General features: G+C 71.3%; 19 protein-coding genes and 1 pseudogene. 6 read left to right on the forward strand and 14 right to left on the reverse strand.

Annotation, left to right across the window (positions count from 1 at the left end):
* Positions 1–279: 279 nt before the first annotated feature.
* From AB0N07_RS07285 to dnaK, 8 genes are read right to left on the reverse strand one after another with little or no spacing between them, the layout of a single operon-like run.
* Positions 280–2094: an FAD-dependent oxidoreductase gene (locus tag AB0N07_RS07285; RefSeq protein WP_365833002.1), complete on the reverse strand. Its 1815-nt coding sequence runs from the start codon at positions 2092–2094 to the stop codon at positions 280–282.
* Positions 2094–2357, reverse strand: coding sequence for a UBP-type zinc finger domain-containing protein (locus AB0N07_RS07290; protein WP_365128997.1), 264 nt, complete (start codon positions 2355–2357; stop codon positions 2094–2096). The genes AB0N07_RS07285 and AB0N07_RS07290 overlap by 1 nt, the downstream gene beginning before the upstream one ends.
* 5 nt (positions 2358–2362) lie before the next feature.
* The gene (gene trxA / locus AB0N07_RS07295) at positions 2363–2809 is read right to left on the reverse strand and encodes a thioredoxin (protein WP_365833004.1); all 447 of its coding nucleotides are present in this window, start codon (positions 2807–2809) and stop codon (positions 2363–2365) included.
* Positions 2806–5445: an ATP-dependent chaperone ClpB gene (gene clpB / locus AB0N07_RS07300; protein WP_365833006.1), complete on the reverse strand. Its 2640-nt coding sequence runs from the start codon at positions 5443–5445 to the stop codon at positions 2806–2808. The genes trxA and clpB overlap by 4 nt, the downstream gene beginning before the upstream one ends.
* Positions 5436–5843: a chaperone modulator CbpM gene (locus tag AB0N07_RS07305; protein WP_365833008.1), complete on the reverse strand. Its 408-nt coding sequence runs from the start codon at positions 5841–5843 to the stop codon at positions 5436–5438. The genes clpB and AB0N07_RS07305 overlap by 10 nt, the downstream gene beginning before the upstream one ends.
* Positions 5840–6793: a J domain-containing protein gene (locus tag AB0N07_RS07310; RefSeq protein WP_365833010.1), complete on the reverse strand. Its 954-nt coding sequence runs from the start codon at positions 6791–6793 to the stop codon at positions 5840–5842. The genes AB0N07_RS07305 and AB0N07_RS07310 overlap by 4 nt, the downstream gene beginning before the upstream one ends.
* A gap of 6 nt (positions 6794–6799) precedes the next feature.
* Positions 6800–7408, reverse strand: a complete 609-nt coding sequence (locus AB0N07_RS07315; protein ID WP_365833012.1) for a nucleotide exchange factor GrpE — start codon at positions 7406–7408, stop codon at positions 6800–6802.
* 8 nt (positions 7409–7416) lie between these two features.
* Positions 7417–9318, reverse strand: a complete 1902-nt coding sequence (gene dnaK / locus AB0N07_RS07320; protein ID WP_365833014.1) for a molecular chaperone DnaK — start codon at positions 9316–9318, stop codon at positions 7417–7419.
* A gap of 273 nt (positions 9319–9591) precedes the next feature.
* On the opposite strand from dnaK, the gene AB0N07_RS07325 reads away from it, so the two are divergent.
* Positions 9592–11373: a helix-turn-helix domain-containing protein gene (locus AB0N07_RS07325; protein ID WP_365833017.1), complete on the forward strand. Its 1782-nt coding sequence runs from the start codon at positions 9592–9594 to the stop codon at positions 11371–11373.
* Between the two features lie 69 nt (positions 11374–11442).
* On the opposite strand, the pseudogene AB0N07_RS07330 reads toward AB0N07_RS07325, so the two are convergent.
* Positions 11443–11688 (reverse strand): annotated as a pseudogene (locus AB0N07_RS07330) (hypothetical protein); the annotation flags it as partial.
* Positions 11689–11822: 134 nt separating this feature from the next.
* Between AB0N07_RS07330 and AB0N07_RS07335 the strand changes: the two are divergent.
* From AB0N07_RS07335 to AB0N07_RS07345, 3 genes are all read left to right on the forward strand, one after another.
* Positions 11823–12944, forward strand: coding sequence for a hypothetical protein (locus AB0N07_RS07335; RefSeq protein ID WP_365833019.1), 1122 nt, complete (start codon positions 11823–11825; stop codon positions 12942–12944).
* 298 nt (positions 12945–13242) lie between these two features.
* The gene (locus AB0N07_RS07340) at positions 13243–14418 is read left to right on the forward strand and encodes a glutathione-independent formaldehyde dehydrogenase (protein WP_365833021.1); all 1176 of its coding nucleotides are present in this window, start codon (positions 13243–13245) and stop codon (positions 14416–14418) included.
* Positions 14419–14733: 315 nt separating this feature from the next.
* A complete protein-coding gene (locus AB0N07_RS07345) occupies positions 14734–16887 on the forward strand; it encodes an FUSC family protein (protein ID WP_365833023.1) in 2154 nt (717 codons plus the stop codon).
* A gap of 64 nt (positions 16888–16951) precedes the next feature.
* Here the strand turns inward: AB0N07_RS07345 and AB0N07_RS07350 are convergent, their stop codons facing one another.
* Genes AB0N07_RS07350 through AB0N07_RS07370 form a run of 5 tightly spaced genes read right to left on the reverse strand, consistent with a single transcriptional unit; the run spans position 16952 to position 22442 of the window.
* The gene (locus AB0N07_RS07350) at positions 16952–17680 is read right to left on the reverse strand and encodes a response regulator transcription factor (RefSeq protein ID WP_365833025.1); all 729 of its coding nucleotides are present in this window, start codon (positions 17678–17680) and stop codon (positions 16952–16954) included.
* A 59-nt stretch (positions 17681–17739) separates the two neighbouring features.
* Positions 17740–20391 (reverse strand): FtsX-like permease family protein, encoded by a 2652-nt coding sequence (locus tag AB0N07_RS07355; RefSeq protein ID WP_365833027.1) that lies wholly within the window; start codon positions 20389–20391, stop codon positions 17740–17742.
* Complete coding sequence (locus AB0N07_RS07360; protein WP_365833029.1) at positions 20388–21050, reverse strand: ATP-binding cassette domain-containing protein; 663 nt, start codon at positions 21048–21050, stop codon at positions 20388–20390. The genes AB0N07_RS07355 and AB0N07_RS07360 overlap by 4 nt, the downstream gene beginning before the upstream one ends.
* The gene (locus AB0N07_RS07365) at positions 21037–21822 is read right to left on the reverse strand and encodes an ABC transporter ATP-binding protein (RefSeq protein ID WP_365833031.1); all 786 of its coding nucleotides are present in this window, start codon (positions 21820–21822) and stop codon (positions 21037–21039) included. Before AB0N07_RS07365 ends, AB0N07_RS07360 begins: the two co-directional genes overlap by 14 nt.
* Entirely contained in the window at positions 21786–22442 is a 657-nt protein-coding gene (locus AB0N07_RS07370) for a hypothetical protein (protein WP_365833033.1), read from the reverse strand. Before AB0N07_RS07370 ends, AB0N07_RS07365 begins: the two co-directional genes overlap by 37 nt.
* A 152-nt stretch (positions 22443–22594) precedes the next feature.
* On the opposite strand from AB0N07_RS07370, the gene AB0N07_RS07375 reads away from it, so the two are divergent.
* Both AB0N07_RS07375 and AB0N07_RS07380 read left to right on the forward strand, forming a co-directional pair.
* Positions 22595–23920 carry a HAMP domain-containing sensor histidine kinase gene (locus AB0N07_RS07375; RefSeq protein WP_365833035.1) on the forward strand — a complete coding sequence of 442 codons (1326 nt, stop codon included), beginning with the start codon at positions 22595–22597 and terminating at the stop codon, positions 23918–23920.
* 173 nt (positions 23921–24093) lie between these two features.
* Positions 24094–24549, forward strand: coding sequence for a hypothetical protein (locus AB0N07_RS07380; protein ID WP_365833037.1), 456 nt, complete (start codon positions 24094–24096; stop codon positions 24547–24549).
* Positions 24550–24745 lie beyond the last annotated feature (196 nt).

A 24745-nucleotide genomic window follows, 5' to 3' on the forward strand; every position in this document is an offset into this window, starting at 1 on the left:
GCCACTGCAAGGACTGGTCGGGATGCGATGCAACGGAATGGTCAGATCCTGCTCGGGGACGGTGCCCGGAGAGCGCAGCAGCCACCGTGCAGGTCAGCAGGCCGGACACCGCCCGGTCTGATGCCAGCAGCTTGCTGACCCGGAGGCAGTCGGGCGTGCCGCGTGACGGTCAGGGCGCCAATGACCGCCGTGGCCACGCCTATCGCAGGCACGAGCTGACCAGACGGGCACGGCCATCGCCTCCTTGTTGCTTCTCGTCATCTCATCGTCCGCCATTCGTCATGCGAGCCATGCGGACTCCTTGTGACGTAGATGTGGGGAGACGTCCGAGCGGCCCGTGACGGCCGGCGTGCCCGGGGTGCCGGGTACGGCCGAGTGCCCCAGGTGCCGGTGCACGAAGTGGATGGCCATCGCGCCCTCACCGGCCGCGGAGGCCACCCGCTTCACCGAGCCGCTGCGGACGTCCCCCACCGCGAAGACCCCGGGCAGGCCGGCCTCCAGGGTCATGCACGAGCGCCCGCGGCCGTGCCACACCTCGGGGTAGGCGCAGGCCTCCTGTGCCTCCGGCCCGGTGAGGACGAAGCCGCGGGAGTCGAGGGCGACGGTGCCTGCGAGCCATTCGGTGTGAGGTTCGGCGCCGGTGAAGACGAACAGGCTCCGTGCCGCGAGGCGGCGGTGCACGCCCGTGCGGTTGTCGACCACGTCGAGCTCCTCCAGCGCTTCCTGGCCGATGACCTCGGTGACCTCGGTGTGCAGCATGACCTCCACCCGCGGATGGCGCTCGACCTGGTCGACCAGGTAGCGGGACATGTTGGCCTCAAGGCCGGCTCCTCGGACCAGCAGGTGCACCTTCGGCGCGTACCCGGCGAGGAACAGCACCGCCTGGCCCGCCGAGTTGCCTCCGCCGACGACGGCCACCGGGTCGGTACGGCACTGCTGGGCCTCGTAGACGGTCGCCGAGTAGTGCACGCTCGTTCCCTCCAGGCGTTCGATGCCGGGCACCTGGAGCCGGCGGTAGCGGGCACCCATGGCCAGGACGACGGCGCGGGCGGCGATCTCACTGCCGTCGGCGAACGCCACCACGTAGTGGTCCTCGTCCTTGGCATGGAGGCCGGTCGCCTCCAGCGGAAGGCTGATCCCGGCGCCGAACTTGTCGGCCTGGAGCACGGCGCGTTCGGTGAGTTCGGCGCCGGAGATGCCGGATGGGAAGCCGAGCAGATTCTCGATGCGGGACGACGTGCCGGCCTGGCCGCCGGTGGCCATCGCCTCCACCACCGTGGTGCTCAGGCCCTCGGAGGCGGCGTACACCGCGGCAGCGAGGCCGGCGGGTCCGGAGCCCACGATGAGGACGTCGCCGTGACGGTTTCCGGCGGGTAGTGACGGCAGGCCGATGAGCCGGGCCAGTTCCGCGTTGCTGGGGTTGCGCAACAGGGTGGTGTCCCGCCAGATGACGAGTGGAGTATCCGCCGGGCCGACGCCGAAGCGGCGCAGCAGCTCCTCGGCCTCCTCGTCGGTCTCCAGGTCGATCCAGCGGTGCGGCAGCCGGTTGCGGACGGCGAACTCGCGCAGCCGTCTGGTGTCGGGCGAGTACCGCGAGCCGATGATGCGGAAGCCGGCGCCCTGTCCGACGAGCAGCGCGCGACGGCACAGACAGGCGCGCAGCACGGTGTCCCCGATGGTGGAGTCCTGGGACACCAGGTGGCGCAACTGGTCCAAGGAGACGACGAGGACCTCGCCCGGCTCCCTGGCGACAGCGGTGTAGAAGGCCACCTGTCCGTACAGCAGGCCGAGTTCGCCGATGAAGCGACCGGGGCCGTGCACGCGCAGCACGTGCTCCCCGGGAGTGCCGTAGTCCTCGACGACGGCGACGGTACCGCTGAGGACGACGAAGAACGTCTCGCAGCGCTCCCCTTCCCGGATCAGCACGTCGTTCGGAGCCATGGTCCGGCGTTGCCCGTGCTCCGCCAGACGTGCTGTCTGCTCCTCCGTGAGGCGCGGATACGCGCCGTAGACGTCCGGAGTCTCCCAGAAGACGGCCTCGTCCATTTTCCTCGGCACTGGTTCTTCGCCCGGCAGCGACTGGTCGCCGGACATCAGACGAACGCCTCGTGAACGAAGCACCAGCGCCATTCCTCGCCGGGCTGGAAGGACTGCACGATCGGATGGGCGACGGCAGCTGCGTGCTTGCGCGCGTGCTTGTTCGGCGAGGAGTCGCAGCAGCCGACGTGCCCGCAGGTCAGGCAGAGCCTCAGGTGGACCCACGGGGAGCCGAGCATCAGACACTCCTGACACCCTTCCGGGGTCAGCGGCTGGACCGGCCGGACAAGCGCAAGGTGAGGGTCTGCGTGCAGGGTCATCCGGATCACCCTTTCCGGGCGGAGATCGACTCTTCCACCCACTGGCGCAGAACGGGGGCGGGGGCCGCCCCCGCCTGCCGGGCGACCGTCTCGCCCCGGTCGAGGATCAGCAGCGTTGGTACGGCCTGGACCTCGAAACGCTGAGACAGCCGTGGGTTCTTGTCGACGTCGACCTTGACGAGTTTGACTCGGCCGGCGAGATCGGTGGCGACCTTCTCCAGCGCGGGGCTGACCATGCGGCAGGGGCCGCACCAGGTGGCCCACAGGTCGACCACGACGGGGACGTCGGCCCGCTCGGCGACCTCGGTGAAGTCGTCGTCACCCGCGTCCACCATCCACGGCAGGGGCTGCTTGCAGTGGCCGCACCTGGGGCGGCCCTCCGCGGCCACGGGGACCCGGTTGATGCGCCGACAGTTCGGGCAACTGACGGTCCGCACCTGCGTCGTGTTCATGCCGCCCGCGCTCCCTGCACGTCCTCGGGCTGGTCGTAGGTGACCACCAGCTCTCCGTGTTCGGCGTCGACGCGGACCGTCGCGCCGTCCTGGACGTCACCGCGCAGCAGGGCGCGTCCGACCATCGTCTCGACCTCGTGGGAGATGTAGCGGCGCAGCGGCCGGGCCCCGTACACCGGGTCGTAACCCTGGTGGGCGATCAACTCACGCGCAGCATCGGTGAGTTCGACGGCGATGCGACGTTCGGCGAGGCGGCGGCGCAGCTCGTCGAACTGCAGCTCCACGATCCGCTCGATCTGCCGCTCACCGAGCGGCTTGAACAGCACGATGTCGTCGACGCGGTTGAGGAACTCCGGGCGGAAGTGCCCGCGCAGCTCGCCCATCACCAGGGCACGGGCGTCCGGCTTGATCTCGCCCTCGGCAGTGGCGCCGTCGAGGAGGTGCTCGGAGCCGATGTTCGACGTCATGATGATCACGGTGTTGCGGAAGTCGACCGTGCGGCCCTGGGAGTCGGTGATGCGGCCGTCGTCGAGGACCTGCAGCAGGGTGTTGAAGACATCGGTGTGCGCCTTCTCGATCTCGTCGAACAGCACGACCGAGTAGGGCTTGCGGCGTACGGCCTCGGTGAGCTGGCCGCCTTCCTCGTAGCCGACGTATCCGGGCGGTGCGCCCATGAGCCGGCTGACGGTGTGCCGCTCCTGGTACTCACTCATGTCGAGGCGGACCATGTTCTCCTCGGAGTCGAACAGGGCCGCCGCGAGAGTCTTGGCCAGCTCGGTCTTCCCGACGCCGGTGGGGCCGAGGAAGATGAACGAGCCGATGGGGCGGCGCGGGTCGCGGATGCCGGAGCGGGCGCGGATGATGGCGTCGGCGACGAGTTTGACCGCCTCGTCCTGGCCGATGACCCGCTCGCGCAGGATCTCGTCGAGGCGCAGCAGCTTCTCGCGTTCGCCCTCCTGGAGACGGGCGACGGGCACGCCGGTCCAGGCGGCGACGATCTCGGCGATCTCCTCCTCGGTGACGACCTCGCGCAGTAGCCGGTTCTGCCCTTGTTTGGCAGCCAGTTGCTCCTCCTCGGCCTTCAGCCGGCGCTCCAGGTCCTGGAGGCGGCCGTAGCGCAGTTCGGCGGCGCGGTTGAGGTCGTAGGCGCGTTCGGCCTCCTCCGCCTCGTGGCGGAGCTGCTCCAGTTCCTGGCGTAGTTCCTGCACACGGCGGATCGCCTGCCGTTCGGCCTCCCACTGGGCGTGTTTGGCGTCGGCCTCGCCGCGCAGGTCGGCCAGTTCCCTGCGCAGTTCCTCCAGGCGGGCCTTGCTGGCGGCGTCGGTCTCCTTGGCCAGGGCCGCCTCCTCGATCTCCAGGCGGGTCACCCGGCGGGTGATCTCGTCGAGTTCGGCGGGCATCGAGTCGATCTCGGTACGCAGCCGGGCGCACGCCTCGTCGACGAGGTCGATGGCCTTGTCGGGCAGGAACCGGTCGGTGATGTAGCGGTGGCTGAGGGTGGCCGCGGAGACCAGTGCGGTGTCCTGGATCTTCACGCCGTGGAAGACCTCCAGGCGTTCACGCAGTCCGCGCAGGATGGAGATGGTGTCCTCCACGCTCGGCTCGTCGACCAGGACCTGCTGGAAGCGGCGTTCGAGGGCGGCGTCCTTCTCGATGTGCTTGCGGTACTCGTCGAGGGTGGTGGCACCGATCATGTGGAGTTCGCCGCGGGCGAGCATCGGCTTGAGCATGTTGCCCGCGTCCATGGCCCCTTCGGCGGCGCCCGCGCCGACGACCGTGTGCAACTCGTCGACGAAGAGCAGGATCCGTCCCTCGGCGGCCTTCACCTCGGACAGCACGGCCTTGAGTCGTTCCTCGAACTCGCCGCGATACTTGGCGCCGGCGACCAGGGAGCCCATGTCGAGGGCGAACACCGTCTTGTCGCGCAGGCCCTCGGGGACGTCGCCGCGAACGATGCGCTGTGCCAGGCCTTCGACGATGGCGGTCTTGCCGACGCCGGGATCGCCGATGAGGACGGGGTTGTTCTTGGTCTTGCTGCTGAGGATCTGGGTGACGCGGCGGATCTCGGTATCACGGCCGATGACCGGGTCCAGCCGGCCGGAGCGGGCCTCGAGGACGAGATCGCGGCCGTACTTCTCCAGGGCCTCGTAGGCCACTTCGGGGTTGGCGGAGGTGACGCGCTGGTTGCCGCGGACCTGGGTGAGCGCGCCCAGGAACGAATCCCGGGTCACGCCGTGCTCCTTGAGCAGCCGTCCGGCAGCGGTCGCCGAGCCCTCCTCGGTCAGGGCGAGCAGGAGGTGCTCCACGGACACGTACTCGTCCTTGAGGCGTTTGGCCTCCCGCTCGGCGGTATCGAGCAGGCGGGACAGGCGCTGGGTGACGAAGACCTGGCCGGGTGCCGCGCCGGGACCGGTGACCTTCGGGCGACGGGAGAGTTCCTCGCGCACGGCCGCGCGCAGTTCCTTCGACTCGGTGCCGGCCTGTTGCAGCAACCGCGGGATCAGACCGTCCTCCTGATCGAGAAGCGCGAGCAGCAGGTGCTCCCCGTCGACCTCGGTCTGCCCCATGCCGACAGCCGCGCTCTGGGCCTCCTGGAGGGCTTCCTGGGACTTCTGGGTGAGACGGTTCATGTCCATGGGGGTGTTTCACTCCTCGTACCGGTGCGGCGCAGGGCGGCTTCGAGCATGCTGATGCGGTCCAGCAGGTCGAGCACCAGGCCGATGGATGCGTAGTTGAGGCAGAGTCCGGTGCGCAGCCGCTGGATACGGGCGAGCACCGCCGGGGCCGTGGGATCGAACACCAGTCGCCCCGCGGAGTCGCGCTCGGCGTCGACCAGGCCGAGGGCGACGAACCGGCGGATCAGATCCGGGTGGAGGCCGGAGCGAAGGGCCACGGCGGCCAGGGAGAGCCTGGGGACGGGCACGAGCGCGTACCGGACAGCCGTCGAGGCGGTGAGGTCGGCGCCCGTTCGTACCGGACGGGCTCCCACACCGGCCCGGCCGATGCCTCCCGCTCCCGCGGGTCGGTCGTTCATCGCGTCCTCCTGGGGTCGAACGAGGAAGTGGCGGCGAGCTCCTCGAACAGCTCGCGCTCCCGGTCGCCGAGGGCGGGAGGCACCATGACGCGAAGTTCGGCGTACAGGTCGCCGTTCGCGCCCCGCGGGTTCGGCATGCCCTCGCCGCGCAGCCGCAGTCGCCGGCCGCTGGACGAGCCCGCGGGCACCGTGACCTTCGCCGTGCCGCCGCCGGGCGTGGGCACGGGCACGGTCGCGCCCAGGGCCGCCTCCCACGGGGCGACCGGGACCTGGACGTGCACGTCGCGGCCGTCCAGCCGGAACCGGGGGTGGGGCTGGATACGCACCCGCAGGTACAGGTCGCCCGAGGCGGCGTCAGCGCTGCCCCGGCCACCCTCACCCGCCAGCCGGATGCGCTGCCCGTCGGTGACGCCCGGCGGCACGTCGACCTCGTACCGCCGCGGCTGCCCGGTGGGGCCGGCCAGTGTGACGGTGCGACGGCCGCCTCGGTACGCCTCCTCGACGGTGAGCGGCAGTTCGGCCTCCTGGTCCGCCCCGGGGACGCCGCCTCGGGCGGCGCCGGCTCCGAACATGGAGCCGAGCAGATCCTCGATGTCGATGCCCTCCGCGCCGAAGTCGTCGCCGAAGCCTGTGGTGTAGCGGACGCGAGGGCCGCCCGCGCCTGTGGTCCTCCGGCCGCGGAAGCCGCCGCCCGCCCCGGCCGCGACCCGTTCGTCGAAGTCCTCGGGGATCTTGCGGAAGTCCTCGCCGAAGCGGTCGTAGCGGGCCCGGGTCTTGGGATCGGACAGGACGCTGTACGCCTCGTTGAGGTCCTTGAAGCGTTCCTCCGCCCCGGGATCCTTGTTGACGTCGGGGTGGTACTTACGGGCGAGTTTGCGATATGCCTGCTGGATCTCGTCCTGGCTCGCGGTCCGGGACACGCCCAGCACCTCGTAGTAGTCCCGTGCCATCGCCGGTCACTCCCGCTTCGCGACGGTCACGGCGGCGGGCCTGAGCTGCCGTTCGCCGTCCCCGTAGCCGGGGCGCAGCACCTCGACGACCGTGCCCGGTGGGGCGTCGGGGTCCTGGACTACGCCGACCACCTCGTGCCAGGCCGGGTCGAAGGCGACACCGCTCTCCGCGTGCCGCGGGTAGCCCAGCAGTGCGAGGACGTTCACCGCCTGGTCGCGTACGGCCCGGACGCCCTCCACGATCGCACCCGGATCGGCACCGGCATGGGTCAGGGCGAGTTCCAGGTTGTCGAGGACGGGCAGGAAGGCGGCCGCCGTGCGGGACCGCTCGACCGCCCGCTCGCGCTCCAGTTCCCTGGCGTGACGCTTGCGAAGGTTGTCGAGGTCGGCGAGCGCGCGCCGCCAGCGGTCCTCCAGTTCCTGGATGGCGGTCGTGTACTCGTCCTCGGCAGGCGCGGGGCCGGCGGCATCGGGCCCCGGTTCGCCGTTCGCCGCCTCGGGCCGCGGCGGCTCCGGTTGGGGCAGATCCCCGCGAGGACCGGGTCCGGCACCTTCCGGGACCTGTGCGCCCGGATCCGACGCGGCCCGGTCGGGTTCCTGGGGGTGGGTGGGCATGGCGCGCCTCAGCCCTTGTCGAACTCGGCGTCGATGACATCATCGTCAGCGCCACCGCCGCTCGGGGGACCGTCCGCTGCGGCGTCCTGGCCGGGACCGCCGCCCGTGGCGGAGGCGCCCTGATGGGCCGCCAGCCCGGCGAACACCTGCCGGAGTTCGGAGGTCAGAGGCCGCAAGCGCTCCACGCCCGCCTCTTCCTTGACCGCCGTGCGGGCGTCGGACACGAGCATTTCGGCGCGTGCCTTCTCGTGCGCGGGCGCCGCGTCTCCCAGTTCGCCAAGAAGCTTCTCGACCTGGTACGCGACTGCGTCGAGTTCGTTGCGGGCGTCAACGGCCTCGCGGAGTGCCTGGTCCTGGCCCTGGTTGCGCTCGGCCTCCTGGACCATGCGCTCGACCTCACTGCGGTTCAGGTTGGAGCTCTCGCTGATGGTGATGCCCTGTTCCTTGCCGGTGTCCCGGTCGCGGGCCTTGACGTTGAGGATGCCGTTGGCGTCGACGTCGAAGGTGACCTCGATCTGCGGTTCGCCCCGCGGCGCCTGCCGGATGTCGGTGAGCTGGAACCGGCCCAGCACCCGGTTGTCGGCGGCCCGCTCGCGCTCGCCCTGGAGGACCACCACATCGACGGCCGGCTGGTTGTCCTCGGCGGTGGAGAAGGTCTCGCTGCGGCGCACCGGGATGGTGGTGTTCCGATCGATGATCTTCGTCATCACTCCGCCGCGTGTCTCCACGCCCAGCGACAAGGGTGTGACGTCGAGCAGCAGGACGTCCTTGACCTCGCCCTTGAGCACCCCGGCCTGGATCGCGGCGCCCAGGGCCACGACCTCGTCGGGGTTGACGCTCATGTTGGGTTCCTTGCCACCGGTCAGCCGGCGAACCAGGGCCTGGACGGCGGGGATGCGGGTGGAACCGCCGACGAGGATGACCTCGTCGATGTCGCTCTCACCGACCTTGGCGTCGGCCATCGCCTGCTGCACCGGTCCCAGGCAACGCTCCACCAGGTCGCCGGTGATCTGCTCGAAAGTGGACCGCATGATCGAGTCGGTGAGGTGCTTGGGGCCCGAGGCGTCGGCGGTGATGAACGGCAGGCTGACCTGCGTCTGCGTCACCGAACTGAGCTCGGTCTTGGCCTTCTCCGCCGCCTCGAACAGTCGTTGCAGCGCCTGCGGGTCCTTGCGCAGGTCGATCCCGTTCTCCTTCTGGAAGTCGTCCGCGAGGTGGTCCACCAGACGCCGGTCGAAGTCGTCGCCGCCCAGGTGGCTGTCGCCGGCGGTGGAGCGCACCTCCACCACGCCGTCGCCGACGTCGAGGATGCTCACGTCGAAGGTGCCGCCGCCCAGGTCGAAGACGAGGACGGTTTCATGCTCCTTCTTGTCCATGCCGTACGCGAGGGCGGCCGCCGTCGGCTCGTTGATGATCCGCAGCACCTCCAGTCCCGCGATCCGTCCGGCGTCCTTGGTGGCAGTGCGTTGAGCGTCATTGAAGTAGGCGGGCACCGTGATGACCGCCTCCGTGACCCGCTCCCCCAGCTGCTTGGACGCGTCGTCGGCGAGTTTGCGCAGCACCTGTGCGCTGATCTCCTCAGGCGCGTACAGCTTGTCGCGCACCTTGAAGCGGGCCGCCCCGCCGTCACCCTCGACGACGTCGTACGCCACCGCCCTGGCCTCGTCGGAGATCTCGTCGAAGTGCCGGCCGATGAACCGCTTGGCGGAATAGATGGTGCCCTTGGGGTTGAGGATCGCCTGGCGCCGGGCCAGCTGGCCCACCAGACGTTCCCCGGTGTCGGTGAAGGCCACCACGGACGGTGTCGTGCGATTGCCCTCGCTGTTGGGCACGACGGACGGCTCACCGCCCTCCCACACGGCGATCACCGAGTTGGTGGTGCCCAGGTCGATGCCCACTGCCTTGGCCATGAGGAACTCCTTTCAGTGCGACGCCTGTGTCGACTCCCCGGATCACGTCGTTCAGGTGGAGGTGTGGCTCCGCCGCCTCACCGGTGCGCACGGAGGGCCGGGCATTCCCCAGGCTGATGAACCGGGTGGCTCGACGCCTGCGCCTGGCGGGTCAGGAATGCACGGGTCCGGTCGCCCCACGAGTACGAGAGAAGGAACCCGCACATCTCGGGTAGGGCGACCCGGGAACGGGTACGCGATAAGCCGCTCGCCTCCGAAGGACGGAGTGATCCCATGGTCGGCAGTCGGGCCTACCGCCTGCACCACCGCTACTCCGACCGGAGGGGCGGCCTTCCGCGGGGCAGCGCCCGGCGTCACCCCACGGCCGCGCCCAGGCATCCCCGCCTGCCCGTTCACACCCCAGCCACCCACGCCCTCCACGAACTGGCCGCGCTCTCACATGCCCTGTTCGACACTTCGGACGAAGGTGAGATCTTGCGCCTGGCCACGGACCACTTGGTCACCGCGGGGCCGTACAGCGCCGAGGCCGGGTACCTGAAGGTGGGCCGCGACCTGGTCCCCAGCCCTGGAAACGGGCCGACTCATGCCGTGGCGGTGGCCCGGAGGGTCCGGGAGCTGGCCGGGCAGGACGGCGAGGTGGCCTTGGCAGGCAGGCCCTGGGGCCGGGCCCTGGGGCTACGCGGACCTGCGGGACTCCACGGCTACCTCGTGGTCACGTCCTGCTCCCGGCCCACCAGGGCCGAGCGATCTCTGCTCGCCATGCTCGTCCGGCACACCGCTGCCGCGCTGTCGGTCGCCTTCGCGCGCCGCCGCCAACGCGAGGACGCGCTGGAGCTGGACCGGCTGAGGGAGGAGCGCACAGTCCTCCAGCGGCAGTTGATCTCTGCGGTGGCCGAGCTGGGCTACGAGCGAGCCGTCCACGCCATGACGGCCGACGTCGCCGCCTCAGGTGGCGGCGAGGAAGCTGTCACCCGCGCACTGCACGGACTCACCGGACTTCCCGCGCTGGTCGAGGACCGTTTCGGTCGGCTGAGGTCCTGGACCGGCCCCAGCCGCCCCGTCCCCTACCCCGAACCGGACCCCGTGCGCCGGGACGAAATGCTGCACGCCATCGCCCGTCAGGCCGGGCCGGTGCGGATCGGGGACCGGCTGATCACCCTGATCCGCCCGCACGGCGAGATCCTGGGCCTCCTGGCACTGGTCGATGCCCGCGACGAGGCAGACGAGCACACCGTCCTGGCGCTCGGACACGCAGCCAACTCGCTCACCCTGGAGCTGACGCACCTGCGCAATCTGGCCGAAGTGGAACTGAGGCTGCGCCACGAGCTGGCCGACGACCTCCTGGCAGGGACGGACGGACCGAGCGCCTACGCCCGGTCCGAGGCAGTCGGACACGACCTGCACGGCAGCCACTACGTCGTCGTGGTGCAGTGGTCGAACCGGAACGCGGACGATTCCTTCGCGCAGACCGTGGGTCGGGTGGCCGCTGCGGTGGGCATGCGCTCACTGCTGACCCGCCGCTCCGACCATGTCGTCCTCATCGCCGGCGACAGGCCGCACGCTCGCGCGTTGTACGAGGCGCTCGCCCGGGAGAACGGGACACGGTCCGGGACGATCGGAGTGAGCGCCTCCTGCGACTCCGTGGTCGACATCCCCTCCCATTACCGGGAGGCGCAGCGCGCCCTGGACGTGCGCCGCCACTCCCGCGAGCGCTACGGCACGTCGTTCTTCGACGAGCTCGGTCTCTACCGCATCCTGGGACCCGGCAGCGGTCACCGGGAACTGGAGGGGTTCGTCCAGGAGTGGCTCGGGCAGCTCATCGACTACGACTCCCGGCACCACGCGACCATGGTGGAGACCCTGTCCCGGTACTTCGACTGCGGCGGCAACTACGACGAGACCGCCGACTCCCTCGCGATCCACCGCAGCACCCTGCGATACCGGCTGCAGCGCATCCGCGACATCAGCGGTCACGACCTCGCGAACGTCGAGGACCGGCTGAACCTCCAGGTGGCGACCCGGGTGTGGAAGATCGTGCTGGGCGGTCCGGGCTGACGCCTACCACCTGTGCCGTGACAGGCGGGGCAGGGCCCACTCCTGACGAACCGGAGCGCCCGTTCGCGATATCTCCTGCACGTGCGGTGCGCCGACCTGTTGCAACAGCCTTCGGGCGTACGGTGCCACGGACTCGAAGCAGCGCCGCTGGGCCTCCCTGTAGAGCGTGCCGAACGCGAGCGAGGACTTGCCCGAACCGGAGACGCCGGTGAAGGCGGCCATCGCGTCCCGCGGAACGTCGACATCGATGTTCCGCAGGTTGTTCTCACCGGCGCCCCGGACATGCACGAAGGGGTCGGTCGCGTCCTTGTCCACCGTTCCTGATCACCCGATCGCGCCGCGAACCGCGCGACAGGCGCCGTCACCGGTCCCGCTCACACGCCGGGGGCGCTGCCGTTACCTCGGGGCATACCGTGGGCACTCGCGGGGGCATCCGACGAGAAGGAGCCGTGCGGGTGTCGTCACAGGACGTTTTGGTCGTGGTTCTTCTGGCGGATCCGGATACGCCGACGGAGATTGCGCAGCGTATGGCCCGGATGCTTCCTGACCGGCTCGCCGACAGGTCGGACCAGGGACGACGGTTCGACGTCGCGGTGGTCAGCGAGCCCTTCACCGCAGGGGCCGAGGACCCGCTCACCTTGATGCACCGGATCATGGACCGCGGAAGTGACGGGAACTGGGACATCGTCGTGGCTCTCACCGACCTTCCGCTGCACTCGCAGGGGGTCAAGCTCGTGGTGGATCTGAGTCACGAACACCGCTTGGCGCTGCTGTCCCTTCCCACGCTGGGGGGCTTCCGGCTGCAGACAAGGGCCCGGCAGGCCGTCGAAGAAGCGGTGCTCAGCCTGGCGGGCCCGTGGACCACGGGGGTTGAGGAGTCGCCGGGAAGTCAGCCGCTGCGGGGACCCTTCACCGGCCGTCTCGCGCCCATCCGTCCGGGCCGGGTCGGTGAGGAGGAGCTCGCCGATCTGCGGTACGTCGTCAGTGGGCTGCGCGGTTACCTGAGGGTGCTCGGCGGTATGGTCCGCGCGAACCGGCCCTGGCGCTTGGTGCCCGGCTTGTCGAAGGCCCTGGCGGCCGCACTCGCGACGGGGGCGGTCGCCACCGTGAACTCCACCGTCTGGAGCCTCGCCACCTCCCTGAGCACGCCACGCCTGGTGATCGCCATGGTCGGGTCGGTCGCGCTGATGATCGGATGGCTGATCGTGGACGCGAACCTGTGGCATCGAACGGACGAGGTGTCGCCGGAGGCGAGGAAGAAGGCGGCTCTCTACAACGCCTCGACGGTCGTGACCGTGGGTATGGGGGTCGTCGTCTGCTACGCGGGCTTGGCGGTCATCAACCTGGTCTGGGCGCTCTTCATCCTCAACGACCGGCTGTTCGCCTCCATGACAAGAACCCCGCTGCACGCCACGGAGTACTGGACGCTGTCCTGGTTCGTCGCTTCGGTCGCCACGGTGGGCGGCGCGCTGGGATCGGGCCTGGAGAGCGACGAGGCGATCCGGGCGGCCGCCTACTCCAAGCGTGAACAGGAGCGTCGCAGCGCGCTGCAGGACGACCGCGGTGAATAACGGGTGACCTCAGTCGGAGGTGCGCCGTCGGTTTGTGGTCGTCCGGGTCCGGAGATTCCGCTGATCGGTCGGTGCGTGGTTGTTTCGTCCGGAGGGTCCACGGGGACCCGCACGGCACGCCGCCGGAGCGCCGAAGCTCCGCCTGGCGGGGCCGGCGGCAAAACGACCGTTTCACCTGATCAGGTGAACGGCCCTCCAGAGGCGTGCCGGAGCCACGGTCTCCGTCGCAGCACTTCCGAGAGCCAGGCTCTTCGCGCCCTCTCCATCACCGCCATGCCGCGATATCAAGGAAGTCACCATGAAGGCAGCGGTATATGAAGGACCGCGAACGGTCACAGTGAAGGACGTACCGGACGCGAAGATCGAACACCCCTGCGACATCATCGTCAAGATCACCACCACCAACATATGCGGGTCGGACCTGCACATGTACGAAGGCCGCACCTCGTTCGAGTCCGGCCGCACCCTGGGACACGAGAACCTGGGCCAGGTGGTGGAGGTCGGCTCGGCCGTCCGCAAGGTCCAGGTCGGCGAGTATGTGGTCCTGCCCTTCAACATCGCCTGCGGCTTCTGCAAGCAGTGCGAGCAGGGGCTCACCAACTACTGCCTGACCATGCAGCCGGAACCGGCCCTCGCGGGAGCCGCCTACGGATTCGCCGACATGGGCCCCTACCAGGGCGGCCAGGCGGAACTGCTGCGCGTGCCCTACGGCGACTTCAACGCGCTGCGCCTGGGCGAGGACGCCGCCGAGCGGCAGACCGACTACGTGATGCTCGCCGACATCTTCCCCACCGGCTACCACGCCACCGAGATGGCCCACGTCGAACCGGGCGACCAGACCATCGTCTTCGGGGCCGGTCCCGTCGGGCTGATGGCGACCTACTCCGCCCTCCTCAAGGGCGCCGGCCGCGTCTGGACGGCCGACCACCAGCCCGACCGGCTGCGCAAGGCGGAGGAACTCGGGGCCGTCCCGATCAACACCGCCGAGCAGAACCCGGCGGAGGTCGTCAAGGAGGCCACCCTCGGTCTGGGCGCCGACAACGGCTGCGAATGCGTCGGCTACCAGGCACACGACCCCCAGGGACACGAGGACGCCAGCCTCACGCTCAACGGCCTGATCGACTCGGTCAGGTTCACCGGCGACATCGGCGTGGTGGGCGTCTTCCTGCCCGAGGACCCCGGCGGCGCGGAGGCCCAGGGCGAGCTGGAGGCCCAGGGCAAGATCCCGATCGACTTCGGCATGATGTGGTTCAAGGGCCAGCGCATGGGCACGGGGCAGGCACCGGTGAAGAGGTACAACCGGGCGCTGCGGGACCTGATCGCCGGCGGGAAGGCGAAGCCGAGCTTCGTCGTCTCCCACGAGCTCAGCCTCGACGAGGCCCCCGCCGCCTACGAGCACTTCGACGCCCGTGACGAGGGGTGGACCAAGGTCGTCCTGCACCCCGACGGCCATGGCAACGGCCACAGGCGGTAAGAGACCCGGGGCCGCCGTGCCCCCTCTTTCCCCCGGACCGGTCCGGGCGACGGGTAGCGATCTGCCCGTCCCCCGGACGGGGCTGGCGGCAATCGCCGCGCTCCGGCCGGACCTGAACCAACAACGAATGCCCGTGCTCCGGCCTGGAGGACGGACGGCGGACGTTCAGCAGTGTCCGCAGTGGCAGCACCCCCTCCAGCGGCTGCGGCCGCCAGCCGGCCGGCGGGTCGTGTGGGAGGTCTCCATGCCCGACGGCTGCCGCACCTCGACCAGACCGACGCGACCCGGCAGGGCGTCTCGGCGAGGCGGACACCCGTGACGTGGCCGCGAGCCTTCCGGGAGGTCGTGCGATCCGGGCTCACGATCGAGGAGACCCGGCTGGAGCCCCTGCTCGCGCTGCGCGCGGCCGCTGGGGTGGCGATCGCCATCGCGTCGGCGCTGTGGCTTGTCTCCCCTGCGTATGCCGCGTCCGCCGCCCTCGGCGCCTACTCCGCGGGTGGCGCCACCTTCCAGCGCAGTTGGCGTCCGCGCAAGGTGGTCGCGCTCGGCACGGGCGCGGGTCTGGCGCTCAGCACCTTCGTGGGCTACCTGGCGGCGGGGCGACTCGTGACCTTCCTGCCGCTGCTGGCCGTATGGGCCTTCGCCGCGGGAATGGCGTGGGCCGTCGGATCAACCGCTGGGATCGTCGCAGCCACGACCGTGGGCAGCATGCTGGTGACCATCACCTTGCCCACCAGCACGGGACGAGCCCTGGAGCACGCCGGGGTCATCGCACTCGGAAGCGTGACGCAGGCCGTGCTGATCCTGCTGTTCCCGATCCGGCGTTGGGGAGCGCATCGTGACGCGCTCGCCGATGCCCTGGCAGCCGTGGCGGACTACGCCCGCCGGTTGCGGCACGACCCAACCGCCCCGTTCGACCCGGAGCCGTTGATGACGGCCCGGGACGCGGCTGCCGTGACGCCGTCACAGGCCCGCACCCGTCCCTCCGTCCTGCACGGCCCCCGGGGGCTCGCCGAGCGCCTTCGGCCAGTGGTCGCGGCGCTCGCCGACCCGGACGTGGGCGCCCCGGCGGAGGGACCCGGGCGGGACCGCGCGCGGGAGTTGCTCGACGCGGCCGCCGACGTCCTGGATGCGGCCGCCCGTTCGATCCGCTGCGGCACTCCCGCCGAGGTGCGGCCCGAGAGCATGGACGTCCTGCGGGTCGACGAGGAACACGAGGTGCTGGAGGGCCCCGCACGGCAAGCCGCCGAGCGGCTCGTGGACCTGCTCGGTGAGGCGTTGGAGATCGCCGGGAGCGGCTGCGCGCGCGGGAGGACACCCACGCCGCCCGGTCCCGTCGGCGCCGCGTTCCTGGTGCGCCCGACCATGCTCCGGCTGGTCCCGGTCGTCGTCCGGGCGGTGCGCCGTGAGCTCCACCAGGACTCACCAGTGTTCCGGCACGCCGTCCGGCTGGCGGCGGTGGCCACGCTCGGCTATCTGATCGCCGCCCGGCTACCCCTCGGCCACGGCTACTGGGCGCCCATCGCCTCGGTGATGGTGATGCGGCCGGACTTCCACCGGACGTACGCGCGTGCGGTGGCCCGTCTCGCCGGAACCCTGGCGGGGGTCACGCTCGCCACCGGCGTGGTGCGGGCCCTGGGCCCGGACGCCCATGTGTCCGGCGCGCTGGCCGTGGTCTCGGCGGGCCTGTCGTACACGGTGAACCGTACCGGCTACGCCTACTCCCAGTGCTTCACCGCCGCGTACGTCGTCTTCCTGCTCGGCATGGGCGGCCAGGCATGGGAGCAGACGGTCCCGGAGCGGGTGGTGCTCACCCTGCTCGGCGGGGCCCTGGCGATGCTGGCGTACGTCGTGTTCCCCGCATGGGAGACACCCCGGCTGCCGGGCCGGCTTGCGGACTGGCTAGCCGCCAACGGCCGCTACGCGGCCGCGGTGCTGCGCGACTACGCCGAACCGACCCGGGAGCAACACGCCGACATGCGCCGGGCACTGCTGGAGAGCAGGGAGGCACGTGCCGCCTGGCAGGAGGCATACGACCGGGCAAGGCGGGAACCGGTCCGCCCCAGGGGTCTGACGTCGCGCGAGGCGCAGGAGGCGCAGGAGGCGCTCAAGGGGTTCGGCCGGGCAGCGATGCTCATGGAGAGCCACGTCCCGCGGGCCGACAGCCGTTTCGTGCCCGAGGCGGAGCGATTCGCCGAGGCCCTGGAGGCGGACACCGCGAAGGCAGCAGTCGCCGTGCGCGAGCACAGGAATCCGGACTGGGGACGCGTGGAGGAGGCGCTCCACGCGTGGGAGGACGCCGCCGGTCATGGGAGCCCGGTCGTGCGGCGCGAGGCGAAACTGCAAGAACGGGCCCTGGAAGACCTCGCGACAGCCGTGAGCCGCACCCCCCTGGAACGGGACGTCGGCTCTGCTCGCGAGGAGCAGCGGGTGCGGACCGCCGCGGCGGCGGAGGGGAGCAGATCTTGATCCACAAGGCGTCGATGTAGATGATCGGCAACCAAGCCGTGCACGCTGCGTGAGCCCCCTGCCGTCAGCTCTCCAGCCGGTAGCCGTGTCCGCGCAGGGTGGTGATCTGTGGGAGCCGGCATGGTTGGACGGCCGTGTCGGCGGCTTCGGTGAGGCGGCGGCGCAGGCCGGCCATGGTGACGTCGAGGGTCTTGGTGGGGCCGAACCAGTTCTCGTCCCAGACCTGGGCCATGAGGGTTTCGCGGGCGATCGCTTCGCCTGGGTGCCGGGCGAGCAGGGCGAGTAGTTCGAACTCCTTGGGGCGCAGGGGGACTTCCTTGTCACGGAGGGTGCAGCGGCGTGCCGTGACGTCGATGAGCAGGTCGCCGAGCCGGATCGGCTGCTGCGCGGGAGAGGTGACCGTGCGGCGGCGCAGGTGGGCTCGCAGGCGGGCCAGCAGGACGGTGAGGCTGAAGGGTTTGTCGAGGTAGTCGTCGGCGCCGGCGTCCAGGCCGGCGATGACGTCGATGTCGTCGGTGCGTGCGGTGAGGATGATGATCAGCAGGTCCGGGAAGCGGGCGCGCAGGCTGCGGGCGACGTCGAGGCCGTCGAGGTCGGGCAGGCCGAGGTCCAGGAGCAGGGCGTCGTAGCGGCTGCGCTCCGCCTCGGCCAGGGCGGAGGTGCCGGTGCGGCTCCACGTGGGGGCGTAGCCGTTGCTGCGCAGTCCGGTCTCCAGGTGGTGGCCGATGGTGTCGTCGTCCTCGACGACGAGGATGCGAAGGCGGTCGGGGTCGGGTGCGGCGGACGTGCCCATGGCCGACAGCGTAGGAGGCGGTGGGGCGATCGGCACGGGCTCCCCCGGATGTGGCCGGTTCACAGGTCGCGCAGTTCCTCCACGGCGGGGCGCCGGGTGCCGCGGATGCCGTTCAGGGCTGCCGCGAGTACGGCGATCACTGCGGCGGTCGCGGTGAGTGCCAGGTAGCCGCCGGGTACCGACAGGCTCGCGGGCGGTGGGTCGAAGACGCCGGTCAGGACCTTGACCAGCATCTGGGACAGGGCCCAGCCGATCAGGGCGCCCCCGGCCAGTCCGCCCGCGGCCAGCAGGAGGGCCTCGGTGAGGACCATGCCCCGCAGGTGGTGCGGCTTGGCGCCGAGGACGGTGGCGATGGCGAAGGTGCGGCGGCGTTCGGCGAGTCCCAGGGCGAGGACGAGTCCGCCGGCTCCGGCGGCCAGCAGGACCGCGAAGGTGAGTTCGATACGGGTGAGTCCGGCCAGGTCGACGGAGGTCAGGCTGGTGCCGACGGTGCCGCGGGTCTGGGTCAGGTCGGTGACGGTGGCAGTGGTGCCGAGCTGTGAACGCAGGCGCGCGGCGATCTGCTTCTGGTGGGTGCCGCCGGTGTCGAGGAGGAAGGCGCCGACCGCGTCGCTGCCGGTCGCCTTGGTGATGTAGGAGGCGTTGGCGACGAAGAAGCTGTCCTTCGGCGCGGTGGGGAACTCCTTGGCGATGCCGGCGTAGTGGAAGGGCACCGTGCGCAGGGCCTTGGTGCGGGCGTCCTGGATGCGCAGGTTGACGGTGTCACCGGGCGAAAGCTGGAAGTCGTTGACCGTCTCGACGCTGACCAGCAGGTTGTCCGGGCGCTGGGCCAGCTTGCGCATCAACTGGTGGGCGGTGCCGCCGGAGAAGTAGGCGTCCTGGAGCGAGGTGGCCTGTGTGATGGTGTCCGGGCGGACACCGTAGAGGTCCTGGAGGTCGGAGCCGACGTAGGCGAAGCGGTGCTGGAGAGGTTCGACGTGCCGTACGCCGGAGATCTTCAGGGCGGATCCGGCGTCGGGTGCGGTGCGGGCACCGGGAGGTTCGGTGACGGTGACGTCGGCGCCGTTGGTGAGCCGGGCGTCGACCTCGGCCTGCTGCTGGTAGGTGGCGTTGAAGACGGCCGTGGAGATGGCGAAGGACACGGCAAGCGCGAGCAGGACCACCGAGCGGGCGAGCGGGCGTCGCCGCCGGGACAGGACGGCGGCAGTCGTGCCGGCGAGCGTCGCGGTCAGCGGGCGGGCCAACCGGGCCAGGGCGGGACGGCCGTGGGTGAGGACGAGGAGGGTGAGACGCCACAGCAGCAGAGCAGCGCCGATCCACAGCAGGGCGGGGCCGAGGAAGGCCCAGTACGACACGGAGAGGGCGGGGACGCCCTCCGGGGCGAGCACGAGGGCGTACTGGTTGCCGGAAGAGGCACGGAAGACCAGCCAGGAGCCGATCAGGAGCACGAAGTCCAGGCCGTACCGCATCCACCAGGGGCTTCGGGTGCGGCGTGCACCCGCTTCCTTGCGGGTGTCGGCCACGGTCACCGCGTGCAGATCTCGTACGGCGGGTACGAGGACCGATCCGGCGGCCACGGCAGCGCCCAGGGCGAAGGCGATGGCGTACCAGGCGGCCCAGGTTCCCGCGCCCGCTCCGAAGGAGGCGCCGCCGAAGGCGAGCCTGCCGGTCAGTGCGGCGATGCCGAGCCCGGCCACGCCACCGAGGAGACCGATCAGGGCGGCTTCGAGTCCCGCCAGGGTGGTGATCTGCCGGGGGCGCAGTCCGCGCAGCCGCAGCAGGCCCTGTTCCTGGCGGCGCCGCTCGCCGCCTGCGGAGGCGACTGCGGCGGTCAGCGCGGCAGCCAGGACGGCGCCCGGCACGCCCAGGAACAGGAAGAGGATCTGCGCATACAGGGCGTCCTGGCGGGCGGAGTCGAGAGCGGCACCGACATTGTTGCCGACGAGCGCGGCACCGGCGGAGCGGGCCTCCAGGTTGTGGGCGGCGCCGGTGACCGCGGTGAAGGCGGCGGCCGGGTCGGCGGGCAGCCTGGCGTCGTCGCGGGCGACGTGGATCTGGGTGGTGACCGCGCCGACGCCCCGCGTGAGGGCGGCGAACCGGGAGGCGGGAAGGAGGACGACGTTGTCGGGGGGTGCGGTCGGCTGGGACTGGCTGGGCGCGCCGACGGTCTGGAAGAGGGAGTCGGCCTGGGGCAGGTCGACCACGCCGTCCACCTTCACTGAGCGCGCTCCGATGCCCGGCAGTTGGATGCTGACGGTGTCGCCGGGGGCGGTGTGCAGGTTGGAGGCGGTCTGCTGGGCCAGGAGGACCCCGGTGGAGGCGCCGGAGAGCGTGCGGATCTCGTCGGGGAACCGGCTGCGGTAGCCGTCGGGCAGGCCGAGCGCCATGCCGGGGCCGGTGGTCTGGGTGCTGCCCTGGACGCGGGCGGCGAAGCCGGTGGTTCGGGCGTAGCCGACCGGAAGGGCCGTGTGGGTGCCCGGTGTCTTGTCGACCAGGTTCAGCACGGTGTTCGGGTCGGCGCCGGGCTGTACCTGGACCTGCCAGTCGACGGCGACCGAGCGCAGGGCGCGCTGGGTCATGGTGGCCTTGGACGCGGTCAGGAAGGAGCCGAGCGCGGCGACGAGGGCGACCGCGAGCGCGATACCGGCCAGGGCGGCCAGAAGTCGCCCGGTGCGGTGGCGGGCCAGGCCGCGCGTCCACGAGGCGATCATGACACCTCCTCGGGTGCGAGCAGCCGGCCGTTGCGCATGGTGCGCCGGGTGGTGAGCCGGGCGGCGACAGCGGGGTCGTGGGTGGTGACGACGAGGGCCGCACCCGCGTGGTCGGCGACGGTCAGCAAGGCGTCCAGGACGCGGCCGCCGGTGCGGTGGTCGAGGCGTCCGGTGGGCTCGTCGGCGAGGACCAGACGCGGCCCCTGGGCCAGTACGCGGGCGGCGGCCACCCGTTGGGCCTGGCCGCCGGAGATCTCCTCGGGCAGCCGGTCGGCCAGGTCGGTCGCGTCGACCAGGGTGAGGGACGCGAGCGCGGCCGTGCGGGCCTCGTCCTCCGGTCGGCCGGCAAGGATCAACGGGAGAGCGGTGTTCTCGACCACGTTCAGGGCGGGGATGAGGCTGTCGCCCTGGAAGACCAGACCGATGTCGTACGGCCCCAGGGAGGAAGCCCGGGTCACGGTGCCGCTGGTGGGCTGCTCGAGCCCGGCCAGCAGGTGCAGCAGCGAACTCTTGCCCGACCCGGAGGGGCCGACGACCGCGAGCCGGTCACCGGCCCCGATCTCCAGGTTCGCGCCGTGTACGGCCACGACGGCCTGGCCGCCTCGGCCGAAGGTGAGCGCCGCGTCGCGGCAGGCCACGAGGGCCTCATCGCGTGACATCGTGGTCCTCCCGCAGTACAGGGCTCTGTTGGGGCACCGATGTGGTCGTGGTGGCCCTGCCGTCCGCCAGTTCGATCACCCGGTCCGCGCCTCGTACGACCTCCGCGCTGTGTGTGACGATCAGTACCGCGCAGCCCTGCGCGGCCCGCTCCCGCAGCATCGTGAGGACCAACTGCTCCGTCTTGCCGTCCAGTTCACCGGTCGGCTCGTCGGCCAGCAGCACGGCGGGAGAGTTGGCCAGCGCGACCGCGAGGCCGGCGCGCGCCAGTTCCCCGCCCGACAGCTCCCGGGGCAGCGCGTGCGCTCGGTCGGCGAGGCCCACCTGGTCGAGCAGCTCCCTGGCCGAAGCGACGGATTTGCCGCCTCCGGCGCGCTGCGGCAGGCGGACGTTGTCGCGCACGCTGAGGTGGGGCAGCAGGTTGCGGGACTGCAGGAGTACGCCGATGTGCCGGGCGCGGAGCCGGGACCGCTCGGTCTCCGGCCGATGGCTGATCCTCACGCCCGCGACGCGGACCTCGCCGCCGGAGGGCTCGTCGAGGCCGGCCAGACAGGCCAGCAAGGTCGACTTGCCCGCCCCGGACGGGCCGACGACCGCGACCGTCTCGCCTCGACGCACCGCGAGCGAGACTCCGCGCAGCGCGAGCGTTTCCTCGTCGCCGGCCCGGTAGAAGCGGTACAGCTCGCGAGCCGTCAGCACATCGTCGACCGAGCCGTGGGAGTGGAGGGACACCGCGCTCACCGCCAGGCGAAGGAGTCGCTGACGGTGCGCCATGGGTCGACGTTGTCCGCGTTGACCGGGCCGGACAGGGTCACTTCCACCTCGTGACCGGACCGGTGGAAGGCGTACCGTTCGAACGCGTCCCGCACCACCTTGCCGGTGACCGGGTCCTTCGCCGAATCGCCCTGATAGGTGAGGCGCACGACACGGCCTGCGTGCCGGCTCACCTCCGACACCTTCGGCGCGGCGAACTTCGCCACCTGGGAGCGCAGTTGCGGGACGACCGAGGTGGTGACGGAGCCGACCGTGGGTGCGTTGGCCGCGGAGACCGCCGTGATCCTGATGGTGTTGAGCTTGTCCGTGAACGCCGTGGTATCGCCTTTTGTGGTGCGGGCCCAGCCCTCGGGCACCTTCACCGTGAAGCCGGTGAGGGCTCCGCCGGTCGGCCGGTAGGCGACGTAGACCTGGTTGTCGGGGATGTCGCCGGGCGGATTGGACTCCGTGGGAGCCGCTGCCTGGCCGGCGCTGCCGCCTCCCGCCGAGGAAGCCGACGGCGACGGCGACGGCGACGTCGTAGCGGAACCGGAGTGCGAGGTGGAACCGGAACAGCCGGCGGTCACCGCGGCGACGAGTGTCAGCCCGGCGATCGCGGATGTACGAACCTGTACTGCCATGGCCACTGCCCTCCAAGGAGCGCCCGGAGCGGACGGTCACGGAGACGACGCTAGGAAGCGGCCGGTTAACGCCCTGCTCGCCGAGGGTTAGACGACGGCAAAAGCCTGTGCCGCGCCCGTCCTGCCACGCGGCGGGCCCGCATGATGAGGGCATGAGACAGCGCGTGGTGCGAGTCGCCCTCACCGCCGCCCTGGTCGCCGTCGTCCTGCTCGCCGTACCACTGGCGCTGGCGATCAGGGCGTCCCTGTACGCCCATCAGCGCGACACCCTGGAACGCGCGGCCCTGGCCGCCGCTGTGCGGGTGAGCCCGGACTACACGACCGGCGATCCGGTGGAGCTTCCCGCCGCCCCGGCGGGTGGGCACCTGGGGCTGTACGACCGGCACCAGCGGCTGCGGTCCGGCAGCGGCCCCGGGACGGGGGACGCGCCGGTCGGCCGCGCGCTCGGCGGTGAGCCGATGCGCGGGCGGTCGGGCGGCGATCTGGTGGTCACTGTGCCTGTGTCACACGCCGAGCAGGTCATCGGCGTCGTCCGGGTGTCCTCACCCGCCGACGCCGTACGGGACCGGGTGCTGGCCGTGTGGGGCGTGCTGTTCGGGGTGACCGCGTTCGCGCTCGGTGTCGCCGTCCTCGTCGCCCGCCGTCAGGCCCGCGTGCTGGCCACACCGCTGGAGGACCTCTCCCGCCACTGCAGGGCCGTCACCGAGGGCGACCTGAACGCCCGGGCCGCCCCCAGCAGCATCCCCGAGATCGACCAGGTCGCCCGCACCCACAACGAGATGCTGCGTAGCCTGTCCGAACTGCTGCGCCGCGAACGCGACTTCACCGCCAACGCCTCCCACCAGCTGCGCACCCCCCTGACCGGCCTGCAACTCACACTGGAGGCGGGCCTGCAGCAGGACGACGACGCCCGGCTGCGACCGCTCCTGGCCGAGGCCCTGACCACCACCCAGCGCCTGCACCTCACCGTGGAGGAAGTACTTCGGCTGTCCCGTCCCCAGGACCCGCCCCGTCTCACCGCCGGGCAGGTTGCGGTGACACGCCTCCTGCAGGAGACACAGGAGCGGTGGCACGGCCTGTTCGCCGACGACGGCCGCCGTCTGGAGTGCGGCACGCGGGAGCTGCCGGCGGATGCCCGGGTGCCCGGTGGCCCCGTGACGGAGATTCTCGGCGTGCTGCTGGACAACGCACGGACGCACGGGCGCGGGACGACCAGGGTCGCGGTACGGGACCTCGGCGACGCCCTCGCCTTCGACGTCAGCGACGAGGGCACCCTGCAGGGCGAACCGGCGCGGCTGTTCGACCGAGGACAGACCGGCGACGGTGAGGGAACGGGCATCGGCCTGGCCCTCGCCCGCGACCTGGCCGTCTCCATAGGCGGACGGCTCTCCCTCACCAGCAGCGCTCCAGCGACCTTCACTCTGCTCGTCCCGCTCCTCCGGGACGGCCATGAGGCCTCCGAGCCGACGGACAGGTGAGGGAAGAGCGCCCCGGCATCTTCGTGACCATGGGTTTTCGGGTGACTGGCACGAGCGCACAAGCCGGGAGCGCCTCCCTTTCGCCGATCGTCCACAGCGCCGAAGAACCATGGCCCACTGGCCGCCCGAGTCACTCGTCTCAGACACGAACCGCCCGGCCGGAGCACCTGAGGGTGTACGAGGAGGGTGTCGAGCCCGTCCTCGCCGCCGACGGTGCCACCGCCCCGCGGCTGGCCACCGGCGACATCGCGGCGGTTGTCCTGCACAAAGGGCTGCCCGACGCGGACGGTCGGGACGTGTGCCGGGCGCTGCGCGCCAACGACGTCCTGGCCCCGGTCATCTTCCTGACCTCCCGGCACCAGTTCGCCGACCGGGAACTCACTGCAAGGCTGCGTGCGTCCGTGAAGCGCACTGCGCCGGCCCCGGCGATTGCGGCCGGGGACCTGATTCTGGACGCGTCGGCCACTACGTCACCGTGCACGGCACCGCCGTCGCCCTGTCGCCCTGTCGCCCTGTCGCCCACGGAGTTCCGGCTGCTGGCTACGCTCCTGGCCGCGGGCGGGCACATCGTGCGGTGCCGTGGCGCCATGCGTCCGGTACATGGTCGTCGTCTGCCTCGAGCAGGCTGACGCCTTGCGGGCCGAGATCCACATCGGCCGTGTCCCTGCTTGCGACTGCCGCCCGTGCGGCCCGGTTCTCGCGCACCACGATGACCGGCCGGGTGGCCACGCGCAGCACGTCCACCGCGCGTTCCACGGCTTCCGGGTCGAGGTGCCGGCGGTCGACCGGGACGCGCCGCTCCTACAGCGGTCGAGTTCCTGCAGC

This window comes from Streptomyces sp. NPDC051172, assembly GCF_040682555.1.
GTDB lineage: Bacteria > Actinomycetota > Actinomycetes > Streptomycetales > Streptomycetaceae > Streptomyces.